The following is a 20979-nucleotide window of genomic DNA, read 5'->3' as shown; positions in this document are numbered from 1 at the left end:
AACAATATTTAGATGATTGATAAGCGGTAATCTGTAACATATTTAATAAAAAAAGCCACTTCGTAGTGGCTTTGATATCTTTTGATTTAGAATACCCTAGAAAGTGAAATCGTCTTTTCTTGCATACGCATTGCTCTCATAGGCAGAATCCTCTTGATTAGGCTCATACCGTTTTTCCACGACGTCTTGATTGGCTTTAATGTAATCAACCACCTCTGTCAACCCTTCAGCAAACTTCTCAAAATCTTCCTTGTACAAAAAAATCTTGTGTTTGATAAACTGACCATCCTCAAAACGTTTTTTGCTTTCCGTGATGGTCACATAGTAATCGTTCGAACGAGTTGCTTTCACATCAAAAAAATAAGTACGTTTGCCCGCTCTCACCTTTTTTGAAAATACTTCTTCGCGCTCTTTGTTTTCAAAATCTCCCATTAGTATTGTAAGTATTTAAGTTTAAATCCTTTTTCAGTTATAAATATATAATTATTTAATTCAATAGCCCAAATTTTTATAAAAAAAGTTTTTTTTTGACTTGCCATTTTATAAGCTGTATCTCAGATAGTTTGGGCAAAGCGTTATATAGGGCAGAATTTTCACCGAAAAATTAGTGGCATTTACCGAAAAAGTGCGATGTATTACCTATTTTGGCTTATTGATTTTGATGTATTGCGCTACTTTTGAATCAAATAAATAAATACACATCGTAATGGAAAGAGAAAGAGAATATAAAGCAACAACACCACCACCCATTCCGCCTAGAAATAACAAAAGCGCGAACATTGTCGGAGCGGTGATCGTTTTCTTAGGTTTGGCTTTGCTGTTAAAAAACCTTAACCTAGGTATTTGGTTTCCGCGTTGGATATTTGGTTGGGAGATGATCCTTATTATTATAGGTCTAGTTATCGGCGTTAATTCGCAATTTAAGAAAAAGTCATCCATTATTTTGATCTGTTTGGGTAGTTTGTTCTTGCTAAAAGACTTAATGGATCTTTCTTTAGGACGCGTCATTATTCCATTAGGTGCGATTATTTTAGGCATTTACTTAATTATGCGTAATCGCAGCCATACGCCGCCGCCAATTTCACCGGATTTTACACCAAAACCCGAGAAAGATGAATATGATTGGGATGCCCGTGTGGATACGGAAGCGGAATCAGCAACTACTTTTCAATCACCATTCGATCGTCCCGAAGCTACTTCCTCGCAGCAATCATCCTACGGTGCTTACCAAAACAAGGGCTATTCCTACGAAGGTGAAAACTACATTAAAGTAGACTCTGTATTCGGCAATGCCAAAAAGATTATTTTTTCAAAAAACTTCCTTGGTGGAACGATGACCAATGTGTTCGGCAGTACAGAAATAAACCTATTACAGGCTGATATGCAACAGCCTATTGCGTTGGATGTTTTCCAGCTGTTTGGCAGCACAAAGATTATTGTTCCTCCGCATTGGGTAGTAGCGACGACCGTTTCTTCTATTTTGAGTGAAAACGACGATCGGCGGGTCATACTGACGAACATTATCGACCAAAGTAAGTGCCTGTATATCACCGGGACATCCATTTTCGGAAATATTACCATCAAGAATAGCTAAGTACGGCGTACATGATATTTAAATTGACTTCTAAAAACCGGCTGATCCACGTGACAACGTGGACCATTTGCGTTTTATACTTTTTTCTTTCCTATTTCTTGCTGTGGTGGGACTGCCGACCAAAACCTGTGACACCATACGAACCTATTATTGGCTCCCTATCTATCACCATTTGCTGTTACCTGATTTATAGTACGCTGCAATATTATCTACCACGTAAGAATCAATATCTCAAAATAACATTGATCTGCATCGTTCTGACCATCATGAGCGTTGGGCTATCCATATTTCTATTGAATCAATTCTTTGACGATTTTTCATTGACGCATTTCTATGAAGTGCTGCCCTATCGATTTATCATCAACTTTTTGTTGCTGCTCTGTGTTATCATCATTAACATTTTTTGGAATATCCAAGAAGAATACCAAGAAAATAAACGTCGTAAAGAGGAGTCAGAACGGATATTACGCGATGCAGAGCTTTATAATTTACGGCAGCAGCTGCAGCCCCACTTTTTGTTCAACAGCTTAAATTCCATTATCGCCCTTATCGGTATCAAGCCGGATGAAGCGCGCAACATGACTTTCCAACTATCGGATTTCCTACGGGGAACCATGCGTAAGGACGACAAACAATTGATACCCCTCGCCGATGAAATAGCCCATTTGCGGTTGTATCTGGACATTGAAAAAGTGCGCTTTGGACATCGCCTATCGACGACCTTTGCCCAACAAGAAGAATCTAGCCGAGCGAAAGTTCCCTCCATGATTATACAGCCTTTGTTAGAAAATGCGATCAAATTCGGTCTTTACAACGTGGTTGGCAATGTGGAAATAACGATTGATATCCGCATGGTTAACTATATGCTTCATATCACGATTACGAATCCATTTGATTCCGACCAATTCGAAACGAAAAAAGGGACCGGTTTTGGGTTGTCCAGCATAAAACGACGTTTATTCCTGCTCTATAGCCGTACTGATCTTTTGGATACTTCAATAAAAGACAATATATTTACATCCACCTTAAAGATCCCGCAATATGATTAAAACCATTGTTATTGACGATGAACCGTTGGCACGCATGATTATCATGGAATATCTGAAGCAACATTCCGACATACAAATTGTTGCGGAATGCGGAGATGGTTTTGAAGGCGCAAAGGCGATTCAGCAGCATGAACCTGATCTCGTGTTCTTGGATATTCAGATGCCAAAGTTGACCGGGTTTGAGATGCTGGAAATTGTTGATGAAATGCCAAACGTGATCTTTACGACTGCCTTTGATGAATTTGCGATCAAGGCTTTTGAAAAGAACGCGATCGATTACCTGCTAAAGCCGATCAGCAAAGATCGTTTCGAACAGGGACTGGCCAAATTCCGGAATAGCTTTGTGAGCAACGCTGCTCCGCTATCGGCAGAACAAACATCAGGCAAGATCGCGGCAATCACGGAAGCAGAATCACTCGAGCGTATTGTCGTAAAAAACGGTACGCAAATCAAAATTATTCCTGTACAGCAGGTTAATTTTTTAGAGGCGTATGACGATTATGTAAAGATCCATACGAAAGATGGTGTATTTTTGAAAAATAAAACGATGAGTTCGTTCGAAAAACAGCTTGACCAAAAGCAGTTTGTGCGTGTGCATCGCTCGTTCATTGCGAAGGTCGATCAGTTGGCTAAAATAGAACCTATGGAAAAAGAGAGTTATATTGCAACCCTGCTAACCGGGCAAAAAATCAACATCAGTAAATCGGGCTATGCCAGATTGAAACAAATAATTGGCTTATAAGTATTTGTTTCTGTAATTTTGCGGACATGAGTCGCAATTTATTATGGATGCTGTCCATGCTTTTCGCCGTGCAAGCTGTGGCGCAGAGCAAACCAGAGATGGTAAACAAAGCCCTTTTCAATAAGTTAGAGTTTTTCATTAACACGCAGATGACCGACTCTATTTACAGCCTAGCTTCCGAGACATTCAAAGCGCAAATTCCCCAAGAACAACTTGCTTTCGTGCTGAACAACCTATATCAACTCGGGCAGATTCAGCAGGTTGACGTGGTAAACTTTAGCCAAAATACGGCAACGTATCGGTTGCAGTTCGATAAACATGCATTACATGCCAGGTTAGCTGTAGATAGCACGCTGCACTATGAACTGTTAGCCTTCACAGCAGCAGAAAAACCAGCGCTTCAGAAAAAAGAAAAAACGGAAGTGATCAGTCAGGCGGACAACGTGTCGCCCTTGGATTTTTATATTGATTCGCTTGCAAATAGGTATGTTAAAAAAGGTAATACACAATCTCTGGCCATTGGCATATTCCATCAAAACAACTACAAAACATTTTTCTATGGCGAAACAGCGCCAGGAAACCAAACGCTGCCCACCGAGGCGACATTGTATGAAATAGGATCTTTAACAAAGGTCTTCACAGCAGTGCTCTTGGCAGATTTAGTAACCAAAAACATTATACAGCTCGACGATTCTATTGCAAAATTTCTCCCCGACTCCGTTGCATCGAATCCGGCGATCCAGGGTATCACCTTCAAGGAATTGGCCAACCACAGTTCCGGCCTTCCTCGCATGGCCGATAACTGGAACAGCATCGCTGGCTTTCAGGCTAAGGATCCCTACGCGGCCTACGATCGCAGTGCATTGTTTGCTTACCTCAAGGCCTTTAAAGCTACACGGGAGCCTGGCGAAAGCTATGAATACAGCAACATTGGTTTTGGTTTGCTCGGTGAGTTAATCAGCATCATCACGAAAAAGCCCTACATGCAATATCTTCAAGAAACGATTTTAACACCGCTACAGCTGGTGAACACCACCGAAAAACCGGACGCAAAAAAACAACAGGTTCTAGTGAGCGGATATGATGAAGATGGGAACGACACCCCTAGGTGGAATTGGAAAGCATTGGCAGCTGCTGGCGGACTGAAATCGACGGTCAAGGACCTTACCTTATTTGCCACTGCGCAATTTAAGATGCCACAGGATGAACTTCAATACGCCATGGCGCTCACCCGTCAATTTACCTTTTTTACGCCAGAGAATATGGATATTGGCCTCGCGTGGCACATGAGCATGCTGGATGGATTAATTTATTTCCACCACACGGGTGGAACGGGTGGTAGCAGTTCTTTCATTGGAATTTCTCCAGACACCAAAACAGCTGTTGTGGTGCTGTCCAACGCGGCGGAAAGCGTAGGAAAAATGAGCACAGCGATCATGGAAAAGCTGCTGCAACAACAATAATTTTTGAAAATTCTGCAGTGAACCTTGCGGATAATAGCGGTTTCGATCGGCTGAAAGCTGGTGCCAGGCTTACTTACTGCTGTTGGATAAATGGCATAATCTTGGTTATATCACTTTCGCCCTGAAATGACTTGATCATTTTTTTCGTACGCCCATCATAAATATAGCTTGCGGGATAGTTTTCAGGCACCATCTTTTCTATAAATTCGACGCCATGATCCTTCCAGAACGATACGTTTTTCTTACCCTTTAAGCCTTTTGCAAACATATTGATGAACCCGTCCACATACTCTTTATCATGCATACTGATAAAGAAAAATGAAGCGTCTTTGAGCTTATCTACATATTTACTGACCCCAGCTCCCAATTGTTGGCAATGTCCACAACCTGGGTCATAAAATATGAGCACGATCTTTCCTTTGCTGGGCAACTGTTCTTGTAGGATTAGCTTGTCATCGTAGACCGGATAAATCGATGAAAACGAAGGCAAGCTGGAAGGCATCTGCTGGGCGTTGCAGCAGTTGAATAAGGCTATAAAAAATGTAATAAATCCTATTTTTGTCATTATTTACTTCTTGATATTATATTTGAGGTCAACAAGTCCGCAAAAGCGCGGAGATATCCGAAAAATACCATATATTTGGTTACAAATCAATATTTAAAAGACAAAAGATTCAATATTGTGAAAAAACGCATCGCTATCTTTGCTTCAGGCTCGGGTTCAAATGCACAGAAAATCATGGAACACTTCAAGTATTCCAGCTTGGCCGAAGTGGCATTGGTGTTGAGTAACAACGTCGACGCCTATGTTTTGCAGCGAGCAGACAACTTTGAAATTCCATCCCATGTATTTGATCGCAAGACGTTTTACGAATCAGAGGAAATTATCGATATCCTGAAACGTTTGGAAATTGACTTAATTGTATTGGCAGGCTTCTTATGGCTTGTACCAGAAAACCTACTTAAAGCCTTCCCAAATAAGATTATCAATATCCATCCCGCACTATTGCCTAAATTTGGTGGCAAAGGGATGTACGGCGATCGCGTGCATAAGGCCGTCTTGGAAGCCGGAGTAGAGGAACACGGCATTACCATCCATTTTGTCAATGAAAATTTCGACGAGGGCGAAATCATCCAGCAAGCAAAATTCAAGGTCGAAGCCGAAGATACATTGGAAACGATTAAATTTAAAGGGCAACAATTGGAACATCAATATTTCCCGAAAGTAATCGAAAACCTCCTAAAGAAATACAACTAACGAAAAGGGAAATCCTAGATCTCCCTTTGGATTAGATATCACGAGGCTAGTTGTTGCGAAAAAGCTTCGGTAAAAACTCCGTCAAGTACAGTCGCCAGTTTGACCAAGTATGGCCTCCTTCACTTTCATAATACGTGTATTTCATCTGTTTGTCGTCCAACAATTCACGATACTGCTCGCCTGTTTTGTATAAAAAATCTTTTTTGCCCATTCCGATCCAGTAAAGCTTATAGCCATCGTCTCGCTGTCGAACTAGATTTTTTTCAAAATCACGAAAGACTGGATTCTCCGCATTGTCGTTCATTTTAAAAGCGGCAGAGAAAAGACCAATGTAGTCAAATGTCTGGGGCAGATAAGACGAGATAAACAATGTGTGCGAACCTCCCATGGACAGTCCTGCAATAGCCCTAGCAGCTTTCTGTTTTTTCACGCGATAATTACGTTCGATAAAATCTATGATATCGGAGAATGACTCTTCCATTTTTCCACTTCCCACATCGGGGGTGAAGAAGTCTATTGGGTATTGCCCTCTCGACGATTCGCCGGGTGCAGCAGTATTCGAAACGTGTCCATTGGGCATGACCACCAGCATAGGCTTAACCTTCGCGGAGGCGATCATATTATCGAGGATCTGCCCCACTCTTCCCAAAGACGGCCAAGCTTCTTCATCGCCGCCCATGCCGTGCAATAAATAAAGTACGGGGTATTTTCCCTTTCCAGCTTCGTAATTGGGAGGCGTGTATACCGTCAAACGCCGCGTCTTATCCAACGTAGGTGATTTGTACCATCGTGTCGACATGGTTCCGTGCGGAACATCGTACACTTTGTACCAGGCAGCTTGTTCGCCTCCCGTCAAGAAATAATTGAATGTATTGTTAACGTCCCTTATTTGATAGACATTCAATGGATCATTAAACACAGCGCCATCCACGTCAATTTGATACAGGAATAGATCCGAAGGCAACGCTCCTGTTGTGTAAGACCAATAGCTTCCCTCCTTTTGCATAGCTTGCTTTCCGGCTCCTGCTGTGGCATTGCGATCCATCCAATTACCAACAACGGACAATCGCTGCGCATGGGGCGCATAGACGCGAAATGTTACGCTATTGTTGGCATGAACCTCCGGTGATATCATGCGTTTCTTTTCTGTGGGGTGAATGTTTTCCTGCGCTGCAATGTGCTGCAAGCCGAGACTGCCTAACCATAGGCTTATAATTATTATGTTTTTCAGCATATAACATGAGTTATTGGTCGTTATTAAAGATACGCAAATATCGTGTGCAACTACCCCTATTAAAAAACGAAAAAGTGAATTTTATTTCGCCCAATATTTGTATCTTTGCCGCTCCAAACATCATACAATGAATCATCCTGTTAAGATTAAAAATGCTTTGGTGTCAGTATATTACAAAGACAACCTAGCGCCACTCATTCAATTGTTAAACAAATACGGAGTTACTTTCTACTCTACAGGCGGTACGGAAGCGTTCATCCGTGAACAAGGCGTTGACGTCGTACCTGTAGAAGACCTGACAAGTTATCCTTCTATACTGGGAGGGCGAGTAAAAACCCTGCATCCAAAGGTTTTCGGCGGTATATTGGCACGCCGTCCGCTAGAAGATGATCAACAGCAACTGAACCAATATGAAATTCCAGAAATCGATTTAGTTATTGTGGATTTATATCCTTTTGAAGAAACAGTAGCATCTGGAGCGGCATCGCAAGATATCATCGAAAAAATCGATATTGGCGGTATCTCATTGATCCGTGCAGCTGCGAAAAACTTCAATGATGTCGTCATTATTTCTTCAAAGAATGACTACAAGGAGCTTGAAACGTTACTAATAGAACAGGAAGGACAAACAACACTCGAACAGCGGAAGGAATTTGCAAGACGTGCATTCAATACATCTTCACATTACGATACAGCTATCTTTCATTACTTCAATCAAGACGCTGAAGTACCGGTATTTAAGCAGTCTGTCCAACAATCTCAACCCCTACGTTATGGTGAAAACCCGCATCAGAAAGGCACGTTCTTTGGCGATTTGGAAGTCATGTTTGACAAGCTAAACGGCAAAGAACTATCTTACAATAATTTAGTTGATGTCGATGCGGCGGTAGCCATTATTGACGAGTTTTCTGATCCAACGTTTGCGATCCTGAAACATACCAATGCCTGTGGCGTTGCCTCAAGACCAACAGTAAAGCAGGCTTGGATCGATGCATTGGCTTGTGACCCTGTTTCGGCATTTGGAGGTGTCTTAATCACCAATGGCGAAGTGGATAGCGAAACTGCTGAGGAGATCAACAGCTTATTTTTTGAAGTGCTTATCGCTCCTTCTTATACAGAAGATGCCCTAACGGTACTTACTGCGAAGAAAAACCGCATTATATTAAAGCGTAATCCCGTCCAACTTCCAGGCACGCAGTTCAAAACCTTATTAAACGGTGTCATTATGCAGGACAAGGATAATACGGTTGAGGGGCCCGAAGCAATGACAACAGTAACTGCCGTTAAACCAACTGCTGAGCAGCTAAATGATCTATGTTTCGCAAATAAGATCGTTAAACATACCAAATCGAACACCATTGTGTTTGCAAAAAACAATACGTTAATAGCATCGGGTGTGGGCCAAACATCTCGCGTGGATGCGTTGAGACAGGCGATTGAAAAAGCGCAGTCGTTTGGTTTTGACGTAAAAGGCAGCGTGATGGCTTCAGATGCATTTTTTCCGTTTCCGGACTGCGTGGAAATTGCGGGAGACGCAGGCGTTGCGGCTGTTCTGCAGCCCGGCGGATCAATCAAAGATCAATTATCGACCGATATGGCCAACGAAAAAGGCATAGCTATGGTCGTCACCGGCGTAAGACATTTCAAGCATTAATTGTAAGTGCTTGCCGCTTAAATATGAAAAGGAGCCGATTGTGTACGATCGGCTCCTTTTTTATTCGCCGTAAATTTTGTTTGGCCGGCCAGCATCGCTAACACTCGTTAGCGGCTCTAAAAGAAGCCTAGCAACCAATAGATAATAATAAATGCGATCACTGTCCCCAGGCATCCGAAACCTAACTTTCTCGCGCCCCAACCAGCGATCAAAACTTTGAAAAACTTGTTCATATCCCTTATTTATGCTCCTTAAAAACATGCTTGTGCATATCCAACATTCGCTCTGCAAGAACAGTGCCGAGCATTAACCGTTAGCCGTTAAAATATCGCGAACCAGCAACCTTTCAGCAAAATGTCGTTGCAAAAGACGCCCGTCTCCGTGAACAGTCCATACCTGCCGAGGTTGCACCTTATCGATAAAGTGAAGGAGATCTTTCCAATCGACGTGATCGGATATATAAAGTTCGATATCGTTTTGACGCTGCAATCGTTCCCAACCTGATGCGAACGCCTTGAGGACATTTTTTGCTTTGAAATAACTGTTGAAGGTCAACGGGGGAACCAAATAAATCTTATTGGCGGGACCTTCCTTCATGGCTTTGCGGTTATACAGCTTGTATGTCAGACGAGCCGGCCCAAACTCTTCATATAGCCGGTGTACAGCATACATCTTGTGGTGCACCAACACCTCACACTCTGGCAGATACGTGTTGATTAGCGCAGTCAAGCGCTGGGCCTTACCAAGTATGTAACACCCGAGCATAATGTTGCTCGATCGATTTTTCAATTGCAGAATCTCTTTCTCTGCTTCCGGATGCTGTATCGCGGGGTTGGCAAAGGTTGATTCTGTAATCAAGACATCTGCCGGCACAATCTTAAGCGGTTCACAAGTTGGATCCAACTGCAGTTTAAAATCGCCGGTATATAGGTATGCCACCCCCTGATATTTCATCAGTACCTGAGCAGATCCGAGCATATGGCCAGCGGCAATGAAGGTGATTTCAACATCTCCAATCAGGAAGGCCTCTTGCAAAGCGACGATATGCGTACTATCTGATCGCATCTTCGGAAATTTGTGTCGCATAAAAGCCAGCGTTGCAGCTGTGGCGTAGATGCGCTGGTGTCCACTTGTTGCATGGTCGCCGTGAGCATGTGAAATCAAATTGCATGCGACCGGCATGCGAGCGTCAATAAAAAATTTGCCATACCTGCAGTAATAGCCTTCGTCGGTTTTTACCAAAAAGTCTTCTAGAATCATAGGCTGTCTGCGGACGCTTTCAAAAAATAATTGTGTAATTGTAAAATCTGTGGCAACAGCGGCTGGCTTTCGTCGTTGATAATCACAAAGTCTGCCAGCCGACACTTTTCATCATCGGACATTTGCTTGTCTATTCTTTCCACTACCTGCTGTTCGGACAAACCATCGCGTCCCGTCACCCGCTTTATACGAACCGCCATTGGTGCTGTCACCAACAGCGTATAATCTAATGTTTTATACGAACCACTTTCGAAAAGTAAAGCAGCCTCTTTGAGCGAATAGGCAGACGTTTGCTGGTTTGCCCAATCGGAAGCATGTTTAATAACAACGGGGTGCACGATAGCGTTCAGCTGTGCCAACCTTTCTTTATCTTTGAACACCAATGCAGATAAATAAGCTCGATCAAGTACACCATCCACATCGTATACTGATGGCCCAAAGGCCTCCACAAGTGCTCCACGAATACCGGTACTCGTGTTCATCAAATCTTTCGCCTCCTTATCGGCGTTGTAGAATGGAACACCCAGTGCTTGAAAGATCTTGGCTACATAGCTTTTACCTGCTCCAATACCGCCCGTAATTCCTACTTTAATCCCCATAGTATAACCTTCATCGTCTAACAAAAAAATCTACATTCTGTGGTTCAACACTGATCACTTTACTATATTCCGGACTTTTCGTCAAGATCACAGGGAGACTTTGCACCTTGTTCTTTTCCCAGTTTTCCATATCGACAATAGCTTCAAAGTCGCGTGACGACCATTTATTATAGTCTTTCAGGGATACTAAAAAAACAATTTTCACCTTACTTGGCAATGTTCTAACGGATGTATACCGAGACGCATTCTCCACTTTCAAAGGAACTTCCACCACTTTCTCCGTAATCTCGCCTACGGGAATACTTATCTCCGAAAACGTTGGGTATATAGCTATATTATTTTTTTGGTGCTTATTGAGGTAGGCCACTGTACGGATGTCTGCTCCAACATTTATGCCCTTGATGGTGTCTGTTTCTAAAAAGTCAATGTTGGCCACGTCTTCCAAAGGACCGGTTACGGTAACATACTCTGGATTGGAACGTGTATCGCCTATAATACCATACTGCTTTTTAAATTGAATATTATGTAGCGGACGTACAGGAACCTTACGCTGCGTTTGCTTGGAAAAATCAAAAAACAAGGTATCTGGGCTCACCGCAACCACCTGGTTATCTACAGGAAACTGCCTATTGATATAGCCTAGCTGATTTGTAAAGACAATAAAATTTCTGGTTTTCAATCCACTTAAATCTACTTGGATATGCGGCGTATCGGGGTGTAGACGCTTCATGAAAATCTTCCACCCACTTACTTTCATCTTAATGGCTACGGTATCCGATTGCAAAGGGTGAAAGGCTTTCTTTTCGGGAATGTTGACATATGAAATGCCAGCATTGATGGTGTAATTCTGAACCGTAGATATGGCAAACAACAACCACGCGACAAAGGATATACCCATGCAACGCAAAAAAATTGCTATTTTCCGTCGCTTTGCTTTGCTGATCCGTGGTTGCGCCATAGAGACAAAGGTAAATGTTTCAAATAAATATACACAAGCTTTTTTGCCATAGCATTTATTGTTGATGTCGATTACCTTTCTTAATCCAAATAAAAAAAGCAACATGTTAAACGATGCAGAAATGCGCAATATTTTCTGACAAAAAACTTCTTTTGCAGTTGCATATACCCCGTAAAAAAAGGAAGGCGTCGGAACAAATGTTTGACGCCTTAACCCACAAGTGCTACTGTCCTAAAGCAAGATTTTTTATTTTCGTCCGCGCTAATCAAATGCATCCAATTCACCAAACCCGGCCGCATATTCTCCATAGTTTGTTATGATGAAGCGAAAATAGCGGGCGCGCACCGCAGCAAAGAAACTGATATTCTTATAATCCGGATCAGCGGCGGCACCGCCGGGCATACTACCTACATAGGATCCCTGAGAAACCCAATTCACACCATCATCACTACTTTCTACGCGCATGCCGGTTACGGCAGAGATAAAGCTTTCGCCATAGTAATCCCAATATTTAGGCGTAAATGTAAAACCACGTACCGCGTGCTGCCGCTGCATATCTATGGTCAACGTAACCGTGGGCAACGCTTCCTCGACGAGTTCCGAATGCCATCCAGTTGCGGGGTCATTGTCGAAAATCAAGGCCGGGCTGCCCATAGGAGCAAATTCGCTATCCGTAGAACTTGCCACTGCTGTCCAAGCTGTACGATCGATGCGATTGCCCATTGGTTTGGGATTGGCGGGATCGATATTCTGCAGCTGCACCTCCACTGAAAAATAAGCTAAGCCGCGAAGTTCATGTGGTGCTATTGGCCCCTCGTCAACGATCTCCACAGGCAACAGGTAACTATTGCCAGGTAAAAAACCGCTTGTATTGCGCAGTGCCAAAGCAAAGGGTGTTGCCGCACGAAGGCTTCCGCTGGCAATAGAAACGCTTGCCGGATTGAACGTATAGCTGTTTGCGGGGAAAGCTACATAACGCGTCCCGTTTGCTTGGTTATACCGATCCAAAAGATCGGGAGCGTCTCTCAGCGCTACCGTCAGACTTTGAGCAAAGGGAATATTTAAAGCTGCTGCCAGGTTTACATTCCCATTGACCACATCGCCAGTAGAAGTCCTGTTGATCAAAATTGGTATTATGCGGTTGGTCGGCACTCCATTGAATTGGGTGTTAATCGGGTTAAAGGTTACGCGCACATACATGACCGATCGATTGCTGCTGAGGGGCACATCGGAATCTGTACTGCTCAGACGTATTGGAACAATATAGGTCTTGCTGAAATCCAGTTCCGAAACCTGTCCCAATCCGATGCGGAGTGAATCAGCGGAACGCAACTCCCCTGCAGGAATGAACACCTGACCATTATTTTCCAGGGAAAAAGCCGCTAGTGGAAACCTTTCAGAAACGGTGTTATTCGTTCTGTCATACACGGCGAGTAATGTCGTGTCTATAGTCGCCATAATTTGTACATTGCGGTTAACAGGACGGGTCAGCAATACCGGGATTGATGTGCCCGACGCCGAAAACACGTTACTCCGCGCCGTAACAAAACTAGCTTCCCCGCTGTTGTAGTTCAATGAACCTGCAGGTAGGTAGATGGTTAAATTCTCCACATCAAGGCGATCTTTGGAACAGGATGACAACAGGGACAACAATCCCACTAGCAAAGAAAAGAGTCCTTGCAAACAGGCGGATTTGGTAAAAACGGGAAATATTTTCATTTTTTGGTTGTTAACAAACAGATGGATTAATTACTAATAGACGGCCGGATTTTGAATCTGAATGCCGCGACGCAAGTAATAATAGGATTGCGGTGGACGCGATTTGGCATCAGCCTCGATAATATACCCCCCAAAACCGCCCTTCCTACCCTGTGTGGGATTCCAATAGGCCATTCCCAACACACTTCCAATATTCTCCCCATTCAACATAAATTGGGCGCCGCTAGGGCCAAATTGTTGCATATTTTCCGTTACCACAAACTTTTCTGGCGGCAGTTCGCCCAAGCCAAATCGCAGGAAGCGGCTCTGCAGGCTTGCAAAATTTCTTGTACCATACGCTTGTTGCACTAAATAGTCAACATATCCTGAAACCCCGGGTTCATTGTACCCATCGATAATAAGTAGTCTTCCTGTTCCGGACTGCGGCCCGAGATATTTCCCCAATTGCTGAAACAGCCGGAGAACATTTGGATTTCTGCCGTCTACAGCGTGGGAATTTCCAAATATAGTAGCGCGTTCCCCTCCTTCTCCCGGTTCGTAATCCAAATCAAAACCATCCAAACCATATTTACTAACCGTATCTGCAATGGATTTGGCCACGCTGTCTATGCTTTGCAACACCTCCATACCGGGAAAATTCCTTTGTCTCAATCTATCGACGCCCGATCCAAACATTACGGACACAAAACGCGTACCTTTCACACGCTGGCAATAACGCAGCTCTTCCCAGTTGGCCTCATCTTTAGGCATTCCGCCCCAAAGGCTAACAATATCCATGCTATCGGGAAGCCCCAGATATCGAGGCGCCATGTCAGGGCCAATGCCCGCTGCACCACTGGCCCCCCACCAACCAAAACATATGGCATGATCGCTTTTTTTATAGGCCCGTAGGGCTTCATAGTAAGCATCGCTGCCAATGATTGGTTGTGTTTCGGGAAATACCAAGGGCTCAGCTATATTCTGTTTGCTGCATTGCTGAAAAAACAGAAAGCACAAAAGTGACAATACAAGCGATTTAATACATTTTTTCATTTCACATTTTTTAATTATTATCCATTTCCTACTGCGGACAACGCACGCCCGGTACCCATGATACATTGGTTGACGAGGTCAGATTATTGTTTTTTCCCGAACTGTCCATTGCCTGATTTCCGTTTCCATCATTCAGCTTCCAGTAACCTAGGAGATCAGGGTCAGACGGGTTTACGGCACAGACGAAAGTTCGCAGTTGCCGTGGTGTCCGCAAGCTTTTCCATATCCGAAATTCGCTGACTGTCGCACCGGTTCCTGTTGCATATGGTGTAATACCGCAACTACTGAGTGTCAGCCCCGCATAAGGAGTCTGCCCCACCAGTTCACCATTGATATAAAGTGTAACCACACCATTGGCGTAGGTGATAGCAAAATGGTACCAGGTATTCAACGAGGCATTGGCAGTGGGGCCCATGAATGCCGAATTTGGGAAGCGAATGTTAATCGCGCCTGCGGTATTGACCAGGAACTGCAATCCACAGCCGTTGAAGATATCTGAACGCCAGTTTCCTGCAACACCAAACCTTCTTGTCATATTAAAACGGCCTTCAAACGTGAAGTTATTGTAAGGTTCACCATTGGCATCCGGCCCGAATACCGTTACGGGAATGGGAAAAGAAGCATTTTGTGCGGCAAATGCTACCGTTGTCTTTGTGACCAGCACCAACGCGACATCAGACCCAGACAACACGGGGCTGCGAGCTGGCGCAATTTTTACCGGGACAACATACTGTATACCTTCAACATATTCGGGCCATTCTCTCACCGTTACCGTAATATTTTCTTGTCCCAATGCCGTACCGGCCGCGATGGCTACAGCGCGGTCAGAGAGCGTAACGGCAGATGGTGGCACCAACTGATATTCCGTAACATTCCGGCGGTTAAAGTCATTCAGATAATCCTGTCCCAGGATGTCCACTCGTACATCTTCTGTTGTAGCCATGGTGTAGGAAGAGCCGATGGTCAGTGCCGTAGCACCGGTACCGCCATCCAGGGCCAAGGTCACGACTGGATTGTTTGCCGTTTGCCTTATAAATACTAAGTTGTCAAAGTCTTGCTGCTGCTTACAACCTGCAACAAAGCCGATAATTGTCCCAACGAATACCGCCCAATAGGACGTTGTCCATATATATGGATAAATTCTGTTCATCATTTTATCATATTTAATTCAACAATAGCGCAGTTTAGTTTTGCTTACGATCCCACCAGAGTCTTGTACCACCGTGGTCAGGCCCGCCCAACAACACAATCCCCCGCGTTACATTGGCCTGATTGAGCTGATATTCACTGGCCGGATACGGTAAACGTCTTACCTGAATGCTGCTACTGACCGTGCCGTTGCTTTGATTGACCACAATAGGAAATAGCTTTGGATAACCTGTACGTCGGAACTCAGACCAGGCCTCCTGTCCATTTGGATACATGGCAATCCACTTTTGGGTGATAATCCGCTCAAGCTTCAGCTCATCACTCACACCTTCTTCCCAGCGGATGGTCATGGTAGGCAAAAGTTGCGATCCTGCACCGATACTGTTGCTTCCTACAGGATCTTGATAAGGGGCAGGTCGGCGATCACTGTTCTGTAGGTAGGAATCTGCACCCGATACACCCCATTGCGCAAAAGACATTCGGACTCCAGTTTCATAAAGCTCCTGCACCGTGCCGCCCATATTCCAACCGCGCAAAGTTCCTTCGGCACGTAAAAAATATACTTCCGCCGCAGGCATCCAAATTACGTTAAAGTCAGATCGAAGTACCGAAAAAGGTCTGTAAAGCGAATTGTCCGGCATGTTGATACCCAAGCGGATACCGCGGTAACGCCCTGCAGGATCCGCGGCACGGGTAGATGGCATGAACAGCCGCGGCAATCTGGGATCCGCATAACCAGTCAGATAGGATTCCATAATGGCACTGAGCCTTGTTTCATTATACGCTTCGGACAGGGTTTGCAAGGGATTGTTGTAGGTGATTCCCTCGACCCCCTGCATCGTAGCATTATCGGAATTATCCATCATTACACCGTAACTGTCCTGTATGGCCTCTTCGGCATATTTCCTTGCATTGACGGGATCCACATAAGCCATTCGCATAGCCAAACGAAGTTTCAGCGAATTGGCAAAACGGATCCATTGCCTATAATTTCCTCGGTAAACAGCATCAAAGTATCGCAAGGGCGTCGCGCCGATCTCCGCAAAAGGTTTTAAGGCAACGACAGCTGAATCCAGATCGGTAAAAAACGACTGGTAAATTTTGTCCATCGGGTCGTAGGGCGAACCCAACTGCCCTAGTACGGTTCCTGTTTTAAAATAAGGGATTGGCCCGAACATATCCACCGTGCGGTGCGCGGCCTGTACTTTTATAATTTTCGCTACCGCAAGAATATCCGGACTTGCTGCCGCGTAACGGGCGATGGTATCATAGTTGCGCACAATATTGGTATAATATTGATTAAATGGTACGCTATTCCAAGTCACGGCGTTAAAATTATACGTGGTATGATCACCAGCAGCATTCCAACGGTTGGCCATACCATGGTAGCCTCCAAAGATATCGCCGACGAGGTTTTCAACCAGTTGATATGCATTTGCGGCGTTGGTGCCAGTGCCACCTACGGGAAAGACACTTTCCTCCATCTGCCTAAAAAAGCCGCCCAGATAAACATTGTCTTGATTGATCCGATCTGCTGGCAAGGCATTTGGATCGGTGTTATACTTTTCAAAGTTTTTAGTACAGGAACAAAGAAATACACTTATAATCCCGAGTGATATAAGCTGGACTATATTCCACGAGAATCTTCGATTCTCCGTTTTGTTAAAATATGTTTTCATCATCGTATTAGTATTAGAATTGTGCCCGAATACTGAAACCTAGACTTCGTAGGCTAGGCTGCCTGAAATAATCGAATCCTTGAAAGTACGTCCCCGAAGAAGGAGTACTCTCAGGGTCGAATGGCGCTTTATTGTAAAACATGAATAGGTTATTGCCAATGATGGAGGCATTGATACTTTTAATCCATTTACCCAAAAACTCCTGCGGAATGGTGTAGCCAAAAGCCAGTTCGCGTAGGCGTATATTCGTAGCGCTATAGACATAATAGGCTAGGACACCGTTTGTACCGCTACCCATTTGGGTGTAGTACTGTTCAACATTCGGATAAGGCGCACCGTTGACAGTGACATATCCTAGATCACGGGCTTCTGCCGTAGTCTGTGACACCCCATAGGCGTCTAACATAGCTTGGGTTGCCGATACGCCGACACCGCCAAAACGTCCAAATACCAAAAAGCTTAAATTGAAATTTTTATAGCGGAAGCTGTTGTTGAAGCCTACAGTGTAATCAGGGTCTGCATTGCCCGCGTAGAAATATTCCCGATTATCGACAGAAACACCGGGATTTATGGATACATACCCGTTCTGATCGCGAGCCAATCGTGAGGTGATGTAAATAGCGCTCATGTTTCCTCCTACCGCTACTTTCTGCTGGTAACTGCCGCCTCCGGCAATGTCGATCGTATCCGTTGCCACGCGCGTGCCATCCGGTCCAATAGTTGAATAGAGATCTTTGGCAGTATTCCTATTCAGTGTAAAAGCGGCATTGCTATTCCAGTTGACAGCGCCGAGCGTGCCGTTGTAGCCAAGATTCGCCTCTATACCTCTATTGTTTACCCGTCCTGCATTCAGCAAGAAGGATTGGTTTCCGCCGCTGGTAGCAGACTGCCTGATGGTAAAAATCTGGTCATAGGTGTCGGTATTGTAGAGGGTCACGTCTAAATTGATCTTGTCTCTCAAAAATTTAATGTTTAGTCCACTTTCCCAAGCATCGGTACGTTCCGGCCTCAACGGATAACGCAGCGGGGTATTCTGGTTAATACTACCGGTGGCGAGCAGGTACACCTGTGGACCACCTTCGTAAAGACGCGGCGGATTGCCCACCTGCGAGAAGTTTGCCCGGACTTTCAGGTAAGACAGTGCGTTGGATTTGATTTTTGGGAAGGCATCTGTCAATATCGCCGATACTCCGACCGAAGGGTAAGTCAGGTACAAACGGGAATCGCTGTTGAAATAAAGCTGCGAATACCAGTCGGAACGATAAGAACCGTCGAGGAACAACATATTTTTATAGGCGAGACTAAAGTTTCCGAGTAGCGACTGAAAGCTTGTCCTATCGGGTTGACGAGCCGTCCCTGCCCCTGCTCCCGTCCCGGTCGAACCACTGATATTGTCTGTAGTGAAGACATTGGGTGGCGAACCTTGTGCGATGCCACCACCGGCAGCCAATAAGCGGGAGGAAGATTCTACCCGTGAACCACCGAAATTGGCCGTCAGCGTAAAATTTCCAAAGCTTTTATTGATATTTGCTAAAAGGTCACCGTAAAGAGCCTGCGTATTGTTCTCATTGATGAAAAAAGAGCCGCCATAACCAGCAAAAAGCATATCCGTACTGGCATACATCTTCCTGTCAGATGTCAGTTTCGTATGATCTAGCTTGGCTCTTCCTGTAACGTTTAGCCACTCGTTGACCTTATACTTTAAAGATCCGCCAAGTAGCAGCCTTGTGGTATTATTTTCCAAAGGAACACGGTAGGCCGTCCAGTAGGGATTTTGCATCTGAAAAGGTGCGCCACCAAATGGCCAATACTGCGTGGCAAACAGACGATCCGGATTATACCGTTCAAATGCCTTGATGGCTTCAAAATTTCCACCTGGCGGAAAGAGGTACACGGGGACAAGAGGATTATGATACAGACCCTGTGCCACCATATTCCGCTCCAGCTGCGACAGGTACATACCATTCAGATCCAGCTGCAACTTATCGTCCCAAAAACTTGAGGTATTGCGAAACGAGAAGTTATAGCGATTAAGATTGTTATTCGGAATGATCCCTTGTCCTTGTGTCATACCTCCTGAGAAAAAGGTCTGGTTATTTTCTTTACCCGTATCAAATGTAAAACCTGTCATGGCTGTCGCTCCCGTTTGAAAAAAATCTGCAGGGCGGTAGTTGGAAGGTTCGCTCAATTTTGGTCCCCAACTAAAATAACTTCCCTCATCGCTACGGCCGTAGGTGTTTTGGAATTTGGGCATAACCAGCGGCGACATAAAATTGGTATTGTTCATCAGGCTAAGACTAGTTCTTCCCTTTTGTCCCGATTTGGTATTAATGAGAATCACACCATTTTGTCCTTGGCTTCCATAAAGTGCCGCAGCAGCAGCGCCAGTCAAGGTAGAGATACTTTCTATGTCATCCGGATTTATTAGGGAAATGATATCACTGCTCGTATTCGCCGAAAAGATATCGTTTATCTGACCTGCCGGCATATTCGTTCGTAAATTTGTCGTATTAAGTACGGGAATACCGTCAATAACGTATAGCGCGTTATTATTACCAGTAATCGATTTGGTACCTCGCATGACGACACGGGTGGCACCACCGATACCCGATGAACTCGCATTAATCGTTACGCCGGCAATTTTACCTGTCAAGCTATTAACGAAATTCGGATCGCGATTGCGAGTAAGCTCTTCACCTTTTACGTCTTGCACATTGTAAGTTAACGCTTTTACAGATTGCCGAATCCCCAGTGCTGTTACGACCACTGCATCCATTGCTGTTTCTTCCTGTTGGAGCACAATTTGCAGATTGCTCTCCACGCCAATGCGCAGCTCTTGCCGCACATAGCCCACCGAAGAAAAAACAAGTACATCTCCGACTTTTGCATCCAATTGGAATCGGCCTTCCGCATCGGTAGAGGTACTCAGTCCAGTAGTTCGGTTTAAGACAGAAACGCCCGCAATAGTTTCCCCCGCATCATCACGTACTTTACCTTCTACAGGAGTATGAATCAGAATATTAGAAGAATTATTAATCTGCTTTCGATGTAGAATCACCCTGTTATCATGGATACTATAGGTTACCGGCAATCCACGGAGCAGCACTTCCAATGCTTCTACCACCGTAGCATGACTAATACTGATGTCTACCTTGTGGTTTTTGGGAAAGATCTTTCCGTCATAGAACAGGTCATATCCGCTTTGTTTCCGGATTTCTTTCAAGACGGATTCTAACGGGGCGTTTCGTTGATGCAATGTTACTCGTTGCGCCATGGTTACGGCACTCACTTGTAAGAAGGAGGCGATAAGAAAAATAATGGTGAGCCGTATAATGAGCGCAATTTTATGGTATACGGCTCTTACCATACCAATTTTACTTGTATATTTTTTATACATTTGTTTAGTTTGGTTTATGCACACGATGCCTCAACTTTCCACGGCAAAGGCATCTGTGGATTAAACATTCATTTTAAAGATGGTTCCAAACTCTGGTCAGAGGCGTGTACGCGTACTTCTGACCTTTGTTTTCTGTTATTTCCGTATACTATCCAAATTCTTCTTTCATCGTTATTTCATTTTAGGGTTTTT

At 44.3% G+C, this 20979-nt stretch carries 17 protein-coding genes; 6 read left to right on the top strand and 11 right to left on the bottom strand.

Going from position 1 to position 20979, the window contains the following annotated elements; translation table 11 throughout:
• Window positions 1-96 precede the first annotated feature (96 nt).
• The gene (locus IE165_RS17745; RefSeq protein ID WP_189627998.1) at window positions 97-432 is read right to left on the bottom strand and encodes a DUF3276 family protein; all 336 of its coding nucleotides are present in this window, start codon (window positions 430-432) and stop codon (window positions 97-99) included.
• A gap of 274 nt (window positions 433-706) precedes the next feature.
• On the opposite strand from IE165_RS17745, the gene IE165_RS17740 reads away from it, so the two are divergent.
• The 4 genes from IE165_RS17740 to IE165_RS17725 all read left to right on the top strand — a co-directional run bounded on the left by IE165_RS17740 (window position 707) and on the right by IE165_RS17725 (window position 4848).
• Window positions 707-1594 (top strand): LiaF transmembrane domain-containing protein, encoded by an 888-nt coding sequence (locus IE165_RS17740; RefSeq protein ID WP_189627997.1) that lies wholly within the window; start codon window positions 707-709, stop codon window positions 1592-1594.
• Between the two features lie 128 nt (window positions 1595-1722).
• Entirely contained in the window at window positions 1723-2643 is a 921-nt protein-coding gene (locus IE165_RS17735; protein WP_229826636.1) for a sensor histidine kinase, read from the top strand.
• A complete protein-coding gene (locus IE165_RS17730; RefSeq protein ID WP_189627995.1) occupies window positions 2636-3385 on the top strand; it encodes a LytR/AlgR family response regulator transcription factor in 750 nt (249 codons plus the stop codon). Before IE165_RS17735 ends, IE165_RS17730 begins: the two co-directional genes overlap by 8 nt.
• A gap of 26 nt (window positions 3386-3411) precedes the next feature.
• Entirely contained in the window at window positions 3412-4848 is a 1437-nt protein-coding gene (locus IE165_RS17725; protein WP_189627994.1) for a serine hydrolase domain-containing protein, read from the top strand.
• A gap of 73 nt (window positions 4849-4921) precedes the next feature.
• Here IE165_RS17725 and IE165_RS17720 read toward each other — a convergent pair whose 3' ends face one another.
• Complete coding sequence (locus IE165_RS17720; protein ID WP_189627993.1) at window positions 4922-5413, bottom strand: redoxin; 492 nt, start codon at window positions 5411-5413, stop codon at window positions 4922-4924.
• Between the two features lie 117 nt (window positions 5414-5530).
• Here IE165_RS17720 and purN point away from each other — a divergent pair, with 117 nt between their 5' ends.
• Window positions 5531-6106, top strand: coding sequence for a phosphoribosylglycinamide formyltransferase (purN, locus tag IE165_RS17715; RefSeq protein WP_189627992.1), 576 nt, complete (start codon window positions 5531-5533; stop codon window positions 6104-6106).
• Between the two features lie 46 nt (window positions 6107-6152).
• Here the strand turns inward: purN and IE165_RS17710 are convergent, their stop codons facing one another.
• Entirely contained in the window at window positions 6153-7340 is a 1188-nt protein-coding gene (locus IE165_RS17710) for an esterase (RefSeq protein WP_189627991.1), read from the bottom strand.
• A gap of 127 nt (window positions 7341-7467) precedes the next feature.
• Between IE165_RS17710 and purH the strand changes: the two genes are divergently transcribed.
• Window positions 7468-8994: a bifunctional phosphoribosylaminoimidazolecarboxamide formyltransferase/IMP cyclohydrolase gene (gene purH, locus IE165_RS17705; RefSeq protein ID WP_189627990.1), complete on the top strand. Its 1527-nt coding sequence runs from the start codon at window positions 7468-7470 to the stop codon at window positions 8992-8994.
• Between the two features lie 306 nt (window positions 8995-9300).
• Here purH and IE165_RS17700 read toward each other — a convergent pair whose 3' ends face one another.
• The 8 genes from IE165_RS17700 to IE165_RS17665 form a co-directional block, all read right to left on the bottom strand.
• Window positions 9301-10254, bottom strand: coding sequence for an MBL fold metallo-hydrolase (locus IE165_RS17700; RefSeq protein WP_189627989.1), 954 nt, complete (start codon window positions 10252-10254; stop codon window positions 9301-9303).
• Window positions 10251-10853: a dephospho-CoA kinase gene (gene coaE / locus IE165_RS17695; RefSeq protein ID WP_189627988.1), complete on the bottom strand. Its 603-nt coding sequence runs from the start codon at window positions 10851-10853 to the stop codon at window positions 10251-10253. Before coaE ends, IE165_RS17700 begins: the two co-directional genes overlap by 4 nt.
• 10 nt (window positions 10854-10863) lie before the next feature.
• Entirely contained in the window at window positions 10864-11751 is an 888-nt protein-coding gene (locus tag IE165_RS17690) for a YbbR-like domain-containing protein (protein WP_229826635.1), read from the bottom strand.
• 321 nt (window positions 11752-12072) lie between these two features.
• Entirely contained in the window at window positions 12073-13530 is a 1458-nt protein-coding gene (locus tag IE165_RS17685; RefSeq protein WP_189627986.1) for a BT_3987 domain-containing protein, read from the bottom strand.
• Window positions 13531-13563: 33 nt separating this feature from the next.
• Window positions 13564-14562, bottom strand: coding sequence for a glycoside hydrolase family 18 (locus tag IE165_RS17680; RefSeq protein ID WP_189627985.1), 999 nt, complete (start codon window positions 14560-14562; stop codon window positions 13564-13566).
• Window positions 14563-14590: 28 nt separating this feature from the next.
• Window positions 14591-15715, bottom strand: a complete 1125-nt coding sequence (locus tag IE165_RS17675) for a BT_3987 domain-containing protein (protein WP_189627984.1) — start codon at window positions 15713-15715, stop codon at window positions 14591-14593.
• Window positions 15716-15746: 31 nt separating this feature from the next.
• On the bottom strand, window positions 15747-17393 hold the full coding sequence (locus tag IE165_RS17670; RefSeq protein WP_189627983.1) for a RagB/SusD family nutrient uptake outer membrane protein: 1647 nt from the start codon (window positions 17391-17393) through the stop codon (window positions 15747-15749).
• Window positions 17394-17403: 10 nt separating this feature from the next.
• Complete coding sequence (locus IE165_RS17665; RefSeq protein WP_189627982.1) at window positions 17404-20787, bottom strand: SusC/RagA family TonB-linked outer membrane protein; 3384 nt, start codon at window positions 20785-20787, stop codon at window positions 17404-17406.
• Between the last annotated feature and the right edge of the window lie 192 nt (window positions 20788-20979).

Source organism: Sphingobacterium griseoflavum (assembly GCF_014653155.1).
Taxonomy (GTDB): domain Bacteria; phylum Bacteroidota; class Bacteroidia; order Sphingobacteriales; family Sphingobacteriaceae; genus Sphingobacterium; species Sphingobacterium griseoflavum.
This window is presented reverse-complemented; position numbering and strand designations above follow the sequence as displayed.

What these genes read in the sequence shown, in the direction of transcription:
- IE165_RS17710 (WP_189627991.1), bottom strand. Translation starts at nt 7,340, where the DNA reads ATGCTGAAAAACATAATAATTATAAGCCTATGGTTAGGCAGTCTCGGC.
- purH (WP_189627990.1), top strand. Translation starts at nt 7,468, where the DNA reads ATGAATCATCCTGTTAAGATTAAAAATGCTTTGGTGTCAGTATATTAC.
- IE165_RS17675 (WP_189627984.1), bottom strand. Translation starts at nt 15,715, where the DNA reads ATGATGAACAGAATTTATCCATATATATGGACAACGTCCTATTGGGCG.
- IE165_RS17670 (WP_189627983.1), bottom strand. Translation starts at nt 17,393, where the DNA reads ATGATGAAAACATATTTTAACAAAACGGAGAATCGAAGATTCTCGTGG.
- IE165_RS17700 (WP_189627989.1), bottom strand. Translation starts at nt 10,254, where the DNA reads ATGATTCTAGAAGACTTTTTGGTAAAAACCGACGAAGGCTATTACTGC.
- IE165_RS17690 (WP_229826635.1), bottom strand. Translation starts at nt 11,751, where the DNA reads ATGGGTATATCCTTTGTCGCGTGGTTGTTGTTTGCCATATCTACGGTT.
- IE165_RS17680 (WP_189627985.1), bottom strand. Translation starts at nt 14,562, where the DNA reads ATGAAAAAATGTATTAAATCGCTTGTATTGTCACTTTTGTGCTTTCTG.
- IE165_RS17745 (WP_189627998.1), bottom strand. Translation starts at nt 432, where the DNA reads ATGGGAGATTTTGAAAACAAAGAGCGCGAAGAAGTATTTTCAAAAAAG.
- IE165_RS17740 (WP_189627997.1), top strand. Translation starts at nt 707, where the DNA reads ATGGAAAGAGAAAGAGAATATAAAGCAACAACACCACCACCCATTCCG.
- IE165_RS17685 (WP_189627986.1), bottom strand. Translation starts at nt 13,530, where the DNA reads ATGAAAATATTTCCCGTTTTTACCAAATCCGCCTGTTTGCAAGGACTC.
- IE165_RS17730 (WP_189627995.1), top strand. Translation starts at nt 2,636, where the DNA reads ATGATTAAAACCATTGTTATTGACGATGAACCGTTGGCACGCATGATT.
- IE165_RS17665 (WP_189627982.1), bottom strand. Translation starts at nt 20,787, where the DNA reads ATGTATAAAAAATATACAAGTAAAATTGGTATGGTAAGAGCCGTATAC.
- coaE (WP_189627988.1), bottom strand. Translation starts at nt 10,853, where the DNA reads ATGGGGATTAAAGTAGGAATTACGGGCGGTATTGGAGCAGGTAAAAGC.
- IE165_RS17720 (WP_189627993.1), bottom strand. Translation starts at nt 5,413, where the DNA reads ATGACAAAAATAGGATTTATTACATTTTTTATAGCCTTATTCAACTGC.
- IE165_RS17725 (WP_189627994.1), top strand. Translation starts at nt 3,412, where the DNA reads ATGAGTCGCAATTTATTATGGATGCTGTCCATGCTTTTCGCCGTGCAA.